This window comes from Hoeflea prorocentri, assembly GCF_027944115.1.
Lineage (GTDB): Bacteria > Pseudomonadota > Alphaproteobacteria > Rhizobiales > Rhizobiaceae > Hoeflea_A > Hoeflea_A prorocentri.
The window spans coordinates 3,576,371-3,591,284 of sequence record NZ_JAPJZI010000001.1; the positions used below are offsets into that span (position 1 = coordinate 3,576,371).

Genomic DNA, 14,914 nt, shown 5'->3' on the forward strand with positions numbered 1-14,914 from the left:
CAAACGTCCGGCCAATTGCCGCGAAATCGCCAATGGGAAGCTATTCCGTGTTCTCGAAAAAATACAGTTTGCTACCTCGTACGGTTTCGGAAGGTCTTTCACCGAACTTTTCCCTGTAGGCCTTTGAAAAGCGCCCCAGGTTGGTGAAGCCGAACTTGATTGCGCATGCAGTTATGGACATATTGCCGGATATCAAGGCCAAACGCGCCTGTTCCAGGCGAATCTCTCTGAGCATTGACATAGGTGTCGTGCCGCGCACTTCTTTAAAGGCCGAATATAGTGCCCTTTCACTGCAACCTGCCTCTTTCGCAAGCATTTCAACTGTAATCGGTCTGTCAGCATAAGAACGCATGAAGTCCTCAACGCGCGAGATTGCTCTTGGAACCGCGGTTTCTCTTCTATTCGGCCTCGCTTTTTTGTAGTTGTGCTGCAGCGAATTCAGCACTGACGTAAATACGAGTTCCTTGGTATTTGCTGCTACGATCGGATTTGAAACAAGCTCCAGGCTTTCTATCGCCTGAGACTGCAACAAGGATACAAGGTCTGATATGACCCGCCCTGCCGGGCTGCCAAGATCGATTACCGGGTCAAACATCAAAGCCGGTTCAGTATCAACCCCGTACATTGCTCTCGCCCGATGTTCCAACTGGCTCATAGGAATAGCGAGTTCAAAGGTTCGCTTGTTGCCAAAGTTTTTCAACACCGTACCCGCCTCCATACTCGCAATGCGGGCCTGATTGGTGCGCGTTACTATTTTTCCGAGATCAGGGTGTTCGGCTTCCGTATCTCCATTCAAAACCAGGTTGATACACAATTTGTCTCTTGACGTATTGGCGATACTGGAAGCTGAATTGTTCCATTCTGTCCCGATCAAAACGATGTCGTCAATTTCAGCAATTGACAGACTGGCGGCGCCATATCCTTGTTCGTCGAGTGGCAGCACTTCATATTTGCCAGATCTGCGGGAAAAAAATTCCCCCACATCTTCGAGCGTCCTTACGCCCGAAACTCCAAATTTTCTATTGAATAACTCATGTGTTGCCATCAGAAGCGGGCTTCTGAATTTGGTGGTCACTTCCATGACCTTTGCCAATAATTTCGAAGAAAACTGCTATCGACGGTGTTCGGTATTCGATGCGACAGCGGCTGCTCGTGCTGTCCATGAATTCGGAGATGCAATCTCATGAATGTTGGCGACTCCAATCAACAACCGGACCCAAGCGATCGCGCAAACTGCACCTCGAAACTGACCGAGGAAGAACGGAGAGACCGCTTCATCGCCATGGATATCCACCAGAGCCCTTTTGACGGGTTGGAGCGGCTGGTGCTCAATTGATGAGGGAACACCAGCCGTCCAGTTGAGCCAACAGACAGCGCGTGAACTTCCACTGACGCACCAATCCAACACACACACTGAATTGGCGCGGGCTCTATGGCAGCTGAGTGAACACTCAGCGGGCGTAACTGCCATGGGAGGAAAATACCGATGGCAGCGTGCAATATGAATCACTGCAACTGGGTATATAAAATTGGGTATTTAAAAACGCACCGGCGGCAGATTCGCATCCTGTCGCTGAATTCGCGAGAATTCTGTCACTCGAACCAGGTCAAAACCCACAGCCAATTTTTATCTCTTTTTGAGGGAAAAAAAACGGATCGAAACAGCCTTCCGGTCTTGAGATATTGGAAAATTTCCCGCGAATACGGCCAAAACAGCTCCAATGTTCACAATGACGAGCCGACGATACGATCTTCCAATGATTAATATTATGATCCGGCAGCCCACCGGATTCAGGAGCCAGGCGATGGACGCAAGGACGCGCGTATCTGACCAGGCGCCAACCTATTCTGACCAGGAAAGGGGTGCGTATCGCGCGTTTATTCCTGATGATGGCCTGGTTCAACTGATTGTGATCAGGTTGTGATGCAAGCTGATGGGCCTTTAAGCCCTGCCGCACCGCAGGTCTGGAAGCTGTCCGGCGCCATATACGGCTTACCGCTTAGCAAAACTTGCGGGTTTGTGACGGCGTCTCTCCGAACTTGGCCGCATATTGCGCCGAAAACCGTCCCAAATTGGAAAAGCCCCATTTGAAGGCGATCTCGGCTATGGTGCCGGTCGCTTCCTTCATATCGCGATATGCTTTTTCCAACCTGATGTCTCGAAGCATACCCATCGGTGTCGTGCCGCGAAATGTTTTGAACGCGTTTTGCAACGCACGTTCACTGCAGCCGGCATTGCGAGCAAGAAGCTCAACGGATATCGGCTCGTCCGCATGTGCCCGCATATACTCTTCGGCGCGCTTCACCGACCGCGGTACAGTGCAATCCACCTTGGAAGAAGATCTCTGCTCGTAGTTGTTTGGAAGCGTTCCCAACACTGTTGAGATGATCAACTCACGAAGGCTGGACTCAACTGCGGGATATCTCAATGCATCAGGAGCGGTAACCGCCTGTACCAGAAGATAATCAAACAAGCTGTTAACCGCTTTTCCCTCTCGTGACAAATCCACTACTGGCGAAAACCGCAAGGGTTCATCCGGTTCCCTGTCGAAAAAACTGCGCGCCCGCGCCTCCAGCAATTTCACCGGCAGTACGAGATGAAGCAAGGAGTGCGGCTTGTTTGAGGCAATCTCGGTGCCTGCTTCAAGACTGTAGATACCGGCCTGATTCCTTTCCCACGAGATGTTGCCGAAATGCTGATCGCGGACGTTGCGCGTTCCGGTAAGCGCCGTATTGATTGTGATGGTGGATGTATCAGCAACCAAGAGCCCGTGAACGGGGATACCCCAGTTGAACACTCTCAATTCAAATCCGCTGATATCCGTAGTGGACACCGACGCCACCGGGCCATCGCCTTTATCCGCGCGAAGCAGCATTTCATACCCCGCGCCCGTGCCCGTATACCAGTCAGAGACCTCATCGATCGTCTCCGCATGCATGGATTTATATTTGCGTTCGAATTCCGCTACTACAGCGTTCATGGATGAGTTTCCAGGTTGGTGAATTCTACACTCTCAATGAAGTTTTTTCCTGATAATAGCAGTGGCGGGGAGTGCTCAGAACTGTTGGCCGATCCGCGCCGCATCCTATTGGTTACGCAATAGGCCAAACTCTTCTTTAACGTATAAATAGTTCTGGCCAGTGAGCTTACAAGATGTTCCGGCTACAACAATAACGGCAAGTAAGTCCGCTGCCTTTGAATGTAACATATTGGCGGGACGCGGCTATGTCCAACTGTCCAAAACACCCATGCCTTTGCCGTGTTGCCTAACGGCTCGGTGACAAAGGGTATTGCCGAGATGGCCTATGCCAATTCCGACGCCGCCGTCCTGCGGGTCGTCGGATGTACGGGACCTGAAGACAATTAAGGCCATCCAGCGGCGCTTCGGACCTGTAAAATGTGCTGAGTAGCGGAATGGTGCCCAGAGCTGGAATCGAACCAGCGACACACGGATTTTCAGTCCGTTGCTCTACCAACTGAGCTATCTGGGCAGGGCCTTGATCAACCGGTACACGTTGGCCGTCCCGGTCAGGCGAGCCGGTTTATAGCATGTCCTTGCGCCGTGTCCAGACGGTTTGACGCGGGTTTGCCGGATTTTTGCCGGGAGCCGTTGCCGCGCCTCAGTCGCCGTCCTGCGGCGGGGTGAGGTTTTCCTCTTCTTCCGTTACCGGAATGGCGTAGGAGCCGGTCAACCAGCGCTGCAGGTCGACATTACGGCAACGCTCGGAGCAGAAGGGATAACTTGCCCGAACGGACGGCCTGTTGCATTCCGGGCAGGGACGCGTCTTGCGAAGCGGTTCGACATTGCTGGCACTTTTGTTTTCGCTGCTCATGCGCCCGCCCTTCCTTATCTCAGCCCGGCTCCAGCCAGCCGGCATGCACATCATAACCCTCTCCCGTCAGGAGATTGACCGTTTCGAGCAGCGGCAGGCCGACCACATTGCTGTAGGAACCGACGAGTTTGGCGACGAAGCTGCCGGCAAGGCCTTGAATGGCGTATCCGCCCGCTTTGTCGCGCCACTGGCCGGAGGCGAGATAACTCTCGACCTCCATGCGCGACAAGCGTTTGAAGCGCACCCGCGTCTCGACGATCTTCTGGCGAAACCCGTCATTGGGCGTGACCAGGCAAATGCCGGTATAGACGCGGTGGGTGCGGCCCGACAGCATGTAGAGCGCGTTGGAGGCTTCGTTGACCAGTTCGGTCTTGTCGAGCACCCGGCGGCCGATCGCTACGACCGTATCGGCCGACAGGATGAAGCGGTTGGGCCAGTTCGGATCGCCCTTCAGCATCTTGCGCGCCGCTTCCGCCTTCTCGCGCGACAGCCGGCGGGCGAGCGTTCTTGGATGCTCGGCCTTGCGCGGCGTTTCATCGACGTCAGTCGGCAGAAGGTGATCGGGCTCGATACCGGCCTGCTTGAGCAATTCGAGCCTGCGCGGCGACCCGGAGGCCAGTATGAGTTTGTGCGGCAGGACCATGATTGCAGCGTATCGGCGCTTGAGTGCGGGTTATTTGAAACGGTAGGTGATGCGACCCTTGGTCAGATCGTAGGGCGTCATCTCGACAAGCACCTTGTCACCGGCCAGCACCCGGATGCGGTTCTTGCGCATGCGGCCTGCGGTATGGGCGATGATTTCGTGCTCATTTTCAAGTTTGACCCGGAATGTCGCGTTCGGCAGCAGTTCGGTCACGACGCCCGGAAATTCGAGGACTTCTTCCTTAGCCATATAGTCAATGTCATCCTGTTATTGTGGCAAGGGCGGCCTTCAGGCACCCGTGATTGCGCGGGGAACCTACACAATCGCTTGCGGTTTGTGAACACAATTGAGCGAACCCACCTCAATTCTTGTTTCAACACCGGTCTGCAGGTGCAAATCGAATGCGCCGCGCCCTCTCTCAGCCGGCAAAACGCTGCTTGAGCATTTTGTCGATATAGTCGCGGACGCCGCGATAGGCGTCGACAATCTGATCGCGTGTGCCGGTGGCGACCGTCGGATCCGGGGTCGGCCAGTAGATCGCCTCGACGGCGCTCGAGCGGGTCATTTCGAGGGCGCGGTGATGGGCCTCGGGCGCCAGGGAGACAACGAGATCGAAATAATCGTCCTCCAGTTCGTCGATGGTCTGCGGCTGACGGCGGCCGAGTTCGAGGCCGACCTCTTCCAGCACCACATCGACAAAGGGATCGCGCTCGCCGGGGCGCACACCCGCCGAGGCGATGAATGTTCCGTTCGGCAGGTAGCGCTTTGCGAGCAGCTCGGCCATGGGCGAGCGGATGGAGTTCATTCCGCACATGAAGAGAACCGATGAGGGTGCGGCGGCGGACCCTTGCGGCTCCGTATCTTCAACCGGACCCAAATCAGCCGCGCCAGTGCAGCACGCAGACCAGCGTGAACAGCCGGCGCGCGGTGTCGAAATCGATTGTGATCTTGCCGTTCAGCCGGTCCATCAGCGTTTGCGAACCCTCATTGTGGATGCCCCGGCGGCCCATATCGATGGCCTCGATCTGGCTTGGCGTTGAGGATCGGATCGCCTCGTAATAGCTTTCGCAGATCATGAAATAATCCTTCACGATGCGGCGAAAGGGTGTCAGCGACAGGATGTGCGTGGCAACGGCGGCGTCATCTTCCAGGGTGATGGTGAAGACCAGCTTGGAATCGACCAGCGAGAGCTGCAGCTTGTAGGGGCCGCCCCCATGGCCGACGGGCTCGAAGCTGTTTTCCTCGATCAGATCGAAAATGGCGACGGCGCGCTCATGCTCGACATCGGGGGTCGATCGTCCGATGGATTCATCGAGCGTGACCTCCGAAAGCCTGAATGCGCCGGCATCAGCCATGGCAATGCGTACTCCTGAACAACACGGTGCGGCGCCTGCCGGTCGCACGGACAAACCGTCGAGGCAACCAGGGAGGCGAAGGACGCCGCCCCTATCTGTTCATTCGAATTGCAACAGAGCGGGCATGGGCGTCAAGGCCCTCTGCCTTCGCCAGGGCAATTGCGGACGGCCCCAGCGCCTCGAGCTGCTCGGTGCCGAGCCGCAAAACGGAGGTGCGTTTGACATAGTCAAGCACCGACAACCCGGAGGAAAAGCGGGCCGAACGGGCGGTCGGCAGCACATGGTTGGAGCCGCCGACATAATCGCCGATCACTTCCGGTGTGTGCCGGCCAATGAAGATCGCCCCGGCATTGCGCACCAGCGGCAAGAGCGCATCGGGATCGTCCACGGCCAATTCCAGATGTTCCGGCGCGAGGCGATTGACGAGCGGCATTGCCGAGACAAAATCCGGCACCAGGATCACGGCACCGAAATCGCGCCAGCTCGCGCCGGCGATCTCGGCGCGGCTCAGTGTCTTGAGCTGGCTTTCGACGGCGGCTTCCACCGCATCGGCAAAGCCCGCATCGTCGGTAATCAGGATCGACTGCGCGGCCTCGTCATGTTCGGCCTGGGCGAGCAGATCGGCGGCAATCCAGTCGGCGCTGTTGTTGCCGTCGGCGACGACAAGCACCTCTGACGGGCCGGCGATCATGTCGATGCCGACCGTGCCGAAAACCTGCTTCTTGGCGGCGGCGACATAGGCGTTGCCGGGGCCGACAATCTTGGCGACCGGCGCAATCGTATCGGTGCCGTAGGCGAGCGCCGCGACGGCCTGCGCGCCGCCGATGCGGTAGATCTCGGAAACGCCCGCGATACGCGCGGCGGCGAGCACGAGCGGGTTCAGTTCCCCGTCCGGACAGGGCACGACCATGACGATGCGCTCCACACCGGCGACCTGCGCCGGCACGGCGTTCATCAAAACGGAGCTCGGGTAGCTCGCCAGCCCGCCCGGCACATAAAGGCCGACGGCCTCGATGGCCGTCCAGCGCGAGCCGAGGCCGACGCCGACCGGATCGACATAATAATCATCCGTCGGCATCTGTTTTTCGTGATGGGCGCGGATGCGCGCATGGGCGAATTTGAGCGCCTCGAGCGTTTCGCCGTCGACCTTGCCCATCGCCGCCTCGATCTCCTCGGCGCTGATGGCGATGCCGGTTTCCTGCAGATCGAGCCGGTCGAATTTGCGCGTATAGTCGATCAGCGCCGCATCGCCGCGCGCCCGCACATCGTCAATGATGGCCGAGACGACATCGTTGACGTCCTGCGAAACCTCCCGCTTCATGGCGAGAAGCGCGGTGAAGGCGTCGGAAAATCCGCTGTCGGCAAAGTTCAGTCTCAAGGCCACTGGTGTTCTCCTGCCGGCCGGCCCGTTCAGACGTCTGACAAGGGGTGCGCGGGCTTGAATTCGGTTTCCCAGGCAGCGCCGAGATCGCTCATCTGCGCCTCGACACATTCGACATCGAGTTCCACGGCGACATCGCCGGAAAAGATCAGTTCGACCCGCCCGCCCGGCTCATCCTCGCCGGGAACGAAGTTGACCGTCAGCAGCGAGAGGACCGCATCATCGTCACGGCGATTGACGCCGCGCGAACGCACCGCGCCAACCCGGTTGAAATGCAGCGCCGAGCGGCGGCGCTCAAAACCGCGCCGGCGTTTGCCGTTTGATTCTTCCCAGACAAACCGGTTGCCGACCAGCAGGAAACGCCCGTCGCGGGACTGAAAGTCGAGATCGGCGGGCTTGAACACCGCATCCTGCATGTAGGCGGAAATGATGGACAGGTCTTCCTTGTCCATCGCCATGAGTTTCAAAAGCTCCATCGGAGGCCCTTTGCTGCGCTGTCCGGATCGGACGGAATTCTCGCAGGGTAGATAATCATTCGCGCCGCGCGGCGCAATCGCCGATCAGGATAAAGACGGGTCGCTCAGGAACTCAAGCGCTCGACGGTGGCGCCGCAGCGGGTGAGTTTTTCCTCCAGCCGCTCGAAACCACGGTCGAGGTGATAGACGCGGTTGACGATGGTTTCGCCCTCGGCGGCAAGGCCGGCAATGACCAGCGAAACAGAAGCGCGCAGATCGGTCGCCATGACCTGCGCGCCGTTGAGCGCATCCACGCCGCGCACCGTCGCCGTCTGGCCGGACAGCGAGATATCCGCGCCGAGGCGGGCGAGTTCCTGCACATGCATGAAACGGTTCTCGAAGATCGTCTCGGTAATCTGCGAGGTGCCCTTCGCCCGTGTCATCAGCGCCATGAACTGCGCCTGCAGGTCGGTCGGGAAACCGGGGAACGGGTCGGTCATCACATCGACGGCCTCAAGGCCCGCGCCGTTGCGGCGCACATGAATACCCGAATTGGTGGGGATGACCTCGGTGCCGGCCTGGCGCAGCGTGTCGAGCGCGTTTTCAAGCAGGCTGGCATTGGTGTCTTCCAGCACCACATCGCCGCCGGCCATGGCGACGGCCATGGCGTAGGTGCCGGTTTCGATCCGGTCCGGCAGGACACGGTGGCGGGCGCCCGACAGCGCATCGACGCCCTCGATGATGATGGTCGGCGTGCCGGCGCCGGAGATGCGTGCGCCCATGGCGTTAAGGCAATCGGCAAGGTTCGCGACTTCCGGCTCGCAGGCGGCATTGTGGATCTCGACCGTGCCGCGCGCCAGCGAGGCGGCCATCAGCAGCACATGGGTCGCGCCGACGGAGACCTTCGGGAATTCGTAGCGCCCGGCCTGAATGCCGTTCGGCGCGCTGGCGTTGACATAGCCGCCGTCGATCTCGATCTCGACGCCGAGCGCCTTCAGCCCGTCAATGAAGAGATCGACCGGCCGCGTGCCGATGGCGCAGCCGCCCGGCAGCGACACACGCGCCTTGCCCATGCGGGCGATCAGCGGGCCGATGACCCAGAAGCTGGCGCGCATCTTGGAGACAAGTTCATAGGGCGCGGTGGTGTCGACAATGTTGCGGGCGGTGAAATGAATGGTGCGCGAATAGGCACTGTCCTGCGCCTGCCGGCGGCCGTTGACCGAATAATCGACGCCGTGGTTTCCGAGAATGCGGATGAGCTGCTCGACATCGGCGAGATGCGGCACGTTTTCGAGCGTCAGTGTGTCGTCGGTCAGGAGCGATGCGATCATCAGCGGCAGGGCGGCGTTCTTCGCGCCTGATATGGGGATGACGCCGTTGAGGCTGTTGCCGCCGACTATTCTGATCCGATCCATACGCTCTCCCGGGCCGCTGCCCGCCTTCCGTTTTTGGCCGCGACGGCCTCTTGCTTCAGCTGCTCTTCGGCTCCGGCGAAGCCGGCAGGCCGGATGCCTCGTCCATCGCGCCCTTGCGGCGGGCGCGGGTCTGCTGTTTCCGGCGCTGAAGATTGGCGCGCAGCTCAGCCGCCAGCCGGTCCTTGCGGGCCTCGGCGGGGCTTTTATTGGCCGCGCTGTCGCTTTGTTGTCCCATCGCCGTGACATACCCCATTCACGTTTGCGAGGCAAAGGGCAATTATAGGGCCGAAATGGGGCGAATGGCGGCTTTCAGCTGCAATGGTTTACGTTGGTGGTTAAAAAGCCGGCGGGCGGGTGCGGATTGGTCCTTGCACCGGCGCACACTCTATGGCAATAGGCAGCGCGGTCCGCATGGACACCGCCTTAAGCTGCCGTAGCTCAGGGGTAGAGCACTCCCTTGGTAAGGGAGAGGTCGAGAGTTCAATTCTCTCCGGCAGCACCACTTTGATTTTCCAATTCCGATTAACTGGATCGAAGTGACACTCCCAAAAAACTCATAGACGAGTTGGCTGAGTGAGGTGTAGTCTGCCTTAACAACTTATGCTTGATTTATTGATCGGCTCCCTGAACCAACTCCGGTAGTGCTCTGCGAGGTATTTTGTCCAAGATTAGCCGTAGCGAAGTATTTGATAAGAATTTGAATTTTTTAATCGGTTCTGGCGCTTCTTTTGGATTGTTTCCGACCCTCGGACTGAAACTCAAAAACAGCAAGACAAAAAAGCCGTTCTCATTAGAAGAACTTGCAACCCATTTTGAAGATGATCCCAAGATACATGCTCAATTATTTTCATGGTACATACGAAAAGTCATCGCCCCATCATCGAAATTCGATTTAGAAGACTTTTTTCACTCGACAGTTGAAGAACAGGTAATCGAAAATTATCAGAAATTTTTGATGACCATTCTCACAATGCTTAGCAAGCGGCCAGGTCAGAAAAAGGCAAATATCTTTACAACCAACTACGATGGCCTTGTCGCACATGTAGCAGAAAAAATGCTGAATGAAGGGACTGCTGACTTTGTGCTCAACGATGGTGGCAATGGCTTCAGAAAGCGGACTTTGGGGATACAAAATTTCAGCAGATACTATCGCCATCAGGGCGTCTTTGACAGACACAGCGTTGATGTAACACAAATCAATCTGTTGCAACTTCATGGCTCGGTCTACTGGTACAAGGATGGCGAAGACATTGAAATTTCGTACGATCTTGCACGCGCGGAAAAAAGAATTGACGAGGTTCCCACATTTTCGTCTGACAAACTGGACAAGTTGTTAGACAACGAAGACAAAGATGAGAATGACCTTCGTAAACTTGATAGTGAATTGGGCGAGGACAAAATTTCCAAATTTTGGGAGGCCTACGACAAGCTTCCTATTGTCAACCCAACGAAATGGAAGTTCAACGAGACTGTATTTGAAGAACATTACTACCAGTCACTAAGACTTCTCAGTTATGAGTTGGAGAAGCCAGATACAGTTTTTGTCGTATTTGGTTTTTCCTTTGCTGACGAACATATTTTGAACCTCGTCAAGCGCTCTCTGTCCAATCCCACTCTGAAAGTATTTATTTGCTGCTTCAATGAACGCAACTACGAGGAATTAAACGAAAAATTTCGTGGACACCCGACAGTCGAGCTTATTCAGGTCGACAAAAATCTCACTTTCGAAGTTTTGAACGATGAGGTTTTCTCGGCAGAGCTTCGAACGGGTATCGATGAATGAGTGTAGTAGTTGGCGAAGTTACCGCTGTAATGGGCGTAGAGGTCACTTTGCGAGCATATGAGAATTCAAATCTTGAAACTCATTTCTATCTCGGAGATCGCTACAAAGGCATTTCTATTCGCGAATTTATCTCAATTGAACATGGTTTCAGAGAGATAATTTGTGTTGTTGAAGGCGAATATCTTGATGAGCGCTTTACGGAAAATGAAGGGGCGCGAGTTAGCTATATTCGTAAATTGAAGGCCCGCCCTATCGGCCATTTTCAAGACGGCGATTTCAAAGAAGGCATCAAATATCTCCCTAAGATCGGTGACAGCGCAAACTTACTTCCCGACCATAAGGTCGGGAGAATTTTCGAGAGAACGGCAAACGCTCAGTTCTCAATCGGCAAATTAATGAAAGAAGAAATTGAGATATCTTTGCCATGGCAAAAAATTTTCAATTCTCATCTTGGCATCTTTGGCAATACAGGCAGCGGAAAATCTAACACGCTGACTAAACTCTACACCGTACTATTCGATAACAAGTATGACCACTTCAATGACAAAAGTACCTTTGTGTTTTTGGACTTCAATGGCGAGTACACCGGAGAGCAGCTAGTTGGAGTTAATAAGAAGAAAGTCCTTAAGCTTAATACGCGAACCAATGATGGGGATAAATTTCGACTTTCGGAGTCACAGTTCTGGGATCCTGAGACTCTGGGAATCTTGTTTCAAGCGACTACCAATACTCAAAAGCCATTTTTGAGGCGAGTGGTTGCAGAGCGGAAAAAGTTTCAAGAAAATGCGGACAGCCTCTCCGCTTACTTGAAGTTCTTACTCAGAAGGGTGCTTACATCGGAAGACCCTAACGTAGAAGCTCTTGAGTTACTCAAATCGCTCTCAAAACACTTAGAACTGTCCGAAGGTTTGGTTGTTGCGCTTCATAGCGTTGGCTACATGAGAAAAAACCCAAGCTTCTACTATCAAGACGGAGCGAACAAGAGGTTCTTCGACGCAGATCACGATGCTTATGACCAGTTCTTTGCGAATCTCGTAAATGAGATAACTATCGCGCAAATTGAAGGTTTTGACGAACTTCAGATAAGAGCTGAATTGAAGTTAATTTCAGACCTTCTGTATGGATCAGTGCAATACGAACATATTCGCCCGCTCATGAACCGGCTCGGATCATTGAAGAATATTTTTTCAAAAGTAATTTCTGTATCAGATCAAGAAGAAGACAGAGATACGGTTATCGTCATCTCACTGCGTGAATGCCGATCTGAGGTCAAGAAAATTCTGCCTATCCTCATCGCAAAGTATTATTATGAGCAACATAAAGAGGTTGTGGCTTCTCCACCTGAAACAACGATGCATTTAATTGTCGATGAAGCCCATAATATACTATCGCAACAATCGACACGCGAAGCAGAGAGCTGGAAAGACTACCGCTTAGAGTTGTTTGAAGAGATCATAAAAGAGGGTAGAAAATTCGGAGTATATATTACCGTCGCAAGTCAGCGGCCTGCTGACATTTCACCAACCATCATATCTCAACTGCACAATTACTTCATTCATCGGCTTGTTAACGATCGCGATTTAGCTTTGTTAGAAAACACAATAACTACGCTGGACAGTGTTTCTCGAAGTCAAATTCCGAATTTACCGCAAGGCGGTTGCGTCGTGACAGGGACGACATTTGACATTCCTATGCTGTTACAGGTTGACAAGCTCTCAGAAGAGAGGTCCCCAGATAGTAGTGATGTCAACTTGGAAAAACTATGGGCTTCTGACTGACCTGTCGGATAACATGACAGCAAACCAATACCATCTCCTGACAGGAAAGGTTTGCATTGCGCAGGGGCCTGAGTGTCTGTTGCCTATTGGCTGTGGCCCGAATTCAGCTTCGAATTACGGTGACAGTTTACTAAATCCCCAATTTGGATCAAACTCCGCCCATGGCACGCCTCGCTCGCATCGTCGTTCCCGGTCTTCCCCATCACGTCACCCAAAGGGGCAACAGGCGGGAGAGGACGTTCTTCGAAGACGGCGACTATGCGCTCTATCTTGATCTTCTCGCTGAAAGCAGCGCCAGAGCGCGAACGAAGGTCTGGGCCTACTGCCTGATGCCCAATCATGTACACATCATTCTAGTGCCGTCGGACGAGGACGGACTACGCCGGACTTTCGCCGATCTGCATCGCCGCTACACCGGTTTCATCAATGCACGGGCGCGGGTCACCGGCCATCTATGGCAAGGGCGCTATGGCTCCGTGGTCATGGATGAAGGACACCTGCTGAATGCTATCCGCTATGTGACGCTTAATCCCGTGCGGGCAAAGCTCGTCAAGCGTGCCCGGGACTGGAAATGGTCAAGCGCCAGGGCGCATCTTGCGGGCAAGGACGATGATGTCGTCACCGTTGCCCCTGTCCTTGAGCGAACCGGCAGGTTCACGGCATTTCTGGATGAACCGGTCGATGAGGCAAAAACCTATGGAGCCCTGCGCCGCGCCGAAACAGTTGGCCGGCCAATCGGAGATGCCGATTGGCTAATGAAGCTTGAGCAGCAGACGGGACGCACGCTCTCTCCGCGCAGGCGGGGCAGAAAACCGATAAAAAAAGGAATTGAGTAAACTGTCACTGTAATTCAAAAGATACGGTTCCCGAAACTATCCATGTCCAAGCTGGATCAAACGGAGACTCGTCGGTCAAACGTATTTCCTCAACGTTGGAAAACCGGTGTTATGTCAAAGGGAACTACGCAGCCACTCATGTTGCGGAACTCATAAACTCGACCAGTCAATAACTTCCATTTCCCCGCTCGCGGGTCCTCACCGTACTTTCCGCCGGTAACCCTCGTGTATGATCGGGCTTCTCGACCGCCAGATCCACATCTATCTCGCGGCTTGGAAACACCGCCAGACCATGCCCAAAAATGTGACTCCCCAGTATCCCGCCACTCCATCCAGTAGCCTGGCGGGGATGTGCCCCGGTCCTCCCGGGAGTCACATTGTCCTTTTATCCTGGGCCGAATATCCCTGTTCGTTTTGTTATAGTACCTTACGACAGAGACGTTACCTTGACACAGGTCGCCACCGCAGATACTGTCGCCCAGTACCCGGCGTGCAACACTATTTCGGCCTCCACATCCACCAAATCTCAAGATGTCGTCAAAGTTTATGCCGAAACATGATCGACCTTGTGCACACCGCCTCAGTTCGGCATCACTAATTGCGCCTGCAGTGCAAATCGCAAACTGTTCAAGTGTTCCAGTTACATTCCTTGCAGCGCACCATGTCGCGGCTCTGCCAGCATCGTCTCGATTGATTATTTGCTGGGCGAAAGAGGGTGCAGGATTAGTAATCGCGAGAAGGATTACCGAAATCAATATACTGTATGCACGCATTGATTGACTCCCAGAGATAATAGCCTCCCTATTCTCTATATTATGATTGTCCTCTACACAGACTGACTCAACCGGAACGTGCGCCCAACATTGGGGGCAACGGTTAACAAGCTCAAATCTCAAATTTTGGGGCGTGTCTAAATATGGCTACCCCTATCGGCCCGTCGCCACTACTAGCCCCCTGGTGGGGTGAGTCTGTCACAATAGGGTCACAACAACAGAGCGTGGTTGTCTTCAAATACGACATTGCGTAGCTCCAAGAAAGACTATAAACTGCGTTATGCAGCTGAATTTATTCAGTCTTTCTGCGTGAGCTGTAAAGCGAACAGGGGTAGAGCACTCCCTTGGTAAGGCAGAGTTCGAGAGTTCAATTCTCTCCGGCAGCACCATTTCGATGACAGCATCAGCAGTCTGCGGGAAGTGGCCTTGAACTACGGTGACAGTTTACTCAACCCCTATTTGCGAAACCCGTACGCCGCCTTCCCAGCACCACAGTAAAGGCCGGCCGGTATCGTCAACGAGCTGATCTCCGGCACCCGGCCTTTTCCCTTGGAAACCGACCGGCACCTTTGCGAGATGCGGGACCACTGTCTGGAATTCCGGCAACATCTCATGGCTTGCTACATCCTGCTCCAGTCTGATTTCACCGCGTCACGCAGTC

General features: G+C 54.7%; 15 protein-coding genes and 2 tRNA genes. 5 read left to right on the plus strand and 12 right to left on the minus strand.

Going from position 1 to position 14,914, the window contains the following annotated elements; all coding sequences use genetic code 11:
• Positions 1 to 40: 40 nt before the first annotated feature.
• Complete coding sequence (locus OQ273_RS16740; RefSeq protein ID WP_267991667.1) at positions 41 to 1,081, minus strand: AraC family transcriptional regulator; 1,041 nt, start codon at positions 1,079 to 1,081, stop codon at positions 41 to 43.
• Positions 1,082 to 1,183: 102 nt separating this feature from the next.
• Between OQ273_RS16740 and OQ273_RS16745 the strand changes: the two genes are divergently transcribed.
• Positions 1,184 to 1,336 (plus strand): hypothetical protein, encoded by a 153-nt coding sequence (locus tag OQ273_RS16745; RefSeq protein WP_267991669.1) that lies wholly within the window; start codon positions 1,184 to 1,186, stop codon positions 1,334 to 1,336.
• 664 nt (positions 1,337 to 2,000) lie between these two features.
• On the opposite strand, the gene OQ273_RS16750 is transcribed toward OQ273_RS16745, so the two are convergent.
• From OQ273_RS16750 to OQ273_RS16800, 11 genes are all read right to left on the minus strand, one after another.
• Complete coding sequence (locus OQ273_RS16750) at positions 2,001 to 2,939, minus strand: AraC family transcriptional regulator (RefSeq protein WP_267991671.1); 939 nt, start codon at positions 2,937 to 2,939, stop codon at positions 2,001 to 2,003.
• A gap of 477 nt (positions 2,940 to 3,416) precedes the next feature.
• Positions 3,417 to 3,492: transfer RNA gene (locus tag OQ273_RS16755), tRNA-Phe, on the minus strand.
• A 129-nt stretch (positions 3,493 to 3,621) separates the two neighbouring features.
• The gene (yacG, locus tag OQ273_RS16760; RefSeq protein ID WP_425493425.1) at positions 3,622 to 3,852 is read right to left on the minus strand and encodes a DNA gyrase inhibitor YacG; all 231 of its coding nucleotides are present in this window, start codon (positions 3,850 to 3,852) and stop codon (positions 3,622 to 3,624) included.
• Between the two features lies 1 nt (position 3,853).
• Positions 3,854 to 4,477 (minus strand): Maf-like protein, encoded by a 624-nt coding sequence (locus tag OQ273_RS16765; protein ID WP_267991673.1) that lies wholly within the window; start codon positions 4,475 to 4,477, stop codon positions 3,854 to 3,856.
• Between the two features lie 30 nt (positions 4,478 to 4,507).
• The gene (gene infA, locus OQ273_RS16770) at positions 4,508 to 4,726 is read right to left on the minus strand and encodes a translation initiation factor IF-1 (protein WP_004435948.1); all 219 of its coding nucleotides are present in this window, start codon (positions 4,724 to 4,726) and stop codon (positions 4,508 to 4,510) included.
• A 169-nt stretch (positions 4,727 to 4,895) separates the two neighbouring features.
• On the minus strand, positions 4,896 to 5,291 hold the full coding sequence (locus OQ273_RS16775; protein ID WP_267993123.1) for an arsenate-mycothiol transferase ArsC: 396 nt from the start codon (positions 5,289 to 5,291) through the stop codon (positions 4,896 to 4,898).
• Positions 5,292 to 5,355: 64 nt separating this feature from the next.
• Entirely contained in the window at positions 5,356 to 5,832 is a 477-nt protein-coding gene (locus OQ273_RS16780; RefSeq protein ID WP_267991675.1) for a UPF0262 family protein, read from the minus strand.
• Between the two features lie 91 nt (positions 5,833 to 5,923).
• On the minus strand, positions 5,924 to 7,216 hold the full coding sequence (hisD, locus tag OQ273_RS16785) for a histidinol dehydrogenase (RefSeq protein WP_267991676.1): 1,293 nt from the start codon (positions 7,214 to 7,216) through the stop codon (positions 5,924 to 5,926).
• 26 nt (positions 7,217 to 7,242) lie between these two features.
• Entirely contained in the window at positions 7,243 to 7,689 is a 447-nt protein-coding gene (locus OQ273_RS16790; protein ID WP_267991678.1) for a DUF2948 family protein, read from the minus strand.
• Between the two features lie 104 nt (positions 7,690 to 7,793).
• A complete protein-coding gene (gene murA / locus OQ273_RS16795) occupies positions 7,794 to 9,083 on the minus strand; it encodes a UDP-N-acetylglucosamine 1-carboxyvinyltransferase (RefSeq protein WP_267991679.1) in 1,290 nt (429 codons plus the stop codon).
• 55 nt (positions 9,084 to 9,138) lie between these two features.
• Positions 9,139 to 9,336, minus strand: coding sequence for a hypothetical protein (locus OQ273_RS16800; protein ID WP_267991681.1), 198 nt, complete (start codon positions 9,334 to 9,336; stop codon positions 9,139 to 9,141).
• Positions 9,337 to 9,510: 174 nt separating this feature from the next.
• On the opposite strand from OQ273_RS16800, the gene OQ273_RS16805 reads away from it, so the two are divergent.
• The 4 genes from OQ273_RS16805 to OQ273_RS16820 all read left to right on the plus strand — a co-directional run bounded on the left by OQ273_RS16805 (position 9,511) and on the right by OQ273_RS16820 (position 13,480).
• Positions 9,511 to 9,585 (plus strand) — tRNA-Thr (locus OQ273_RS16805).
• Between the two features lie 156 nt (positions 9,586 to 9,741).
• Positions 9,742 to 10,866 carry an SIR2 family protein gene (locus OQ273_RS16810; protein ID WP_267991683.1) on the plus strand — a complete coding sequence of 375 codons (1,125 nt, stop codon included), beginning with the start codon at positions 9,742 to 9,744 and terminating at the stop codon, positions 10,864 to 10,866.
• Positions 10,863 to 12,644 carry an ATP-binding protein gene (locus OQ273_RS16815; protein WP_267991684.1) on the plus strand — a complete coding sequence of 594 codons (1,782 nt, stop codon included), beginning with the start codon at positions 10,863 to 10,865 and terminating at the stop codon, positions 12,642 to 12,644. The genes OQ273_RS16810 and OQ273_RS16815 overlap by 4 nt, the downstream gene beginning before the upstream one ends.
• 161 nt (positions 12,645 to 12,805) lie before the next feature.
• The gene (locus OQ273_RS16820; RefSeq protein WP_267991685.1) at positions 12,806 to 13,480 is read left to right on the plus strand and encodes a transposase; all 675 of its coding nucleotides are present in this window, start codon (positions 12,806 to 12,808) and stop codon (positions 13,478 to 13,480) included.
• The last annotated feature ends 1,434 nt before the right edge of the window (positions 13,481 to 14,914 follow it).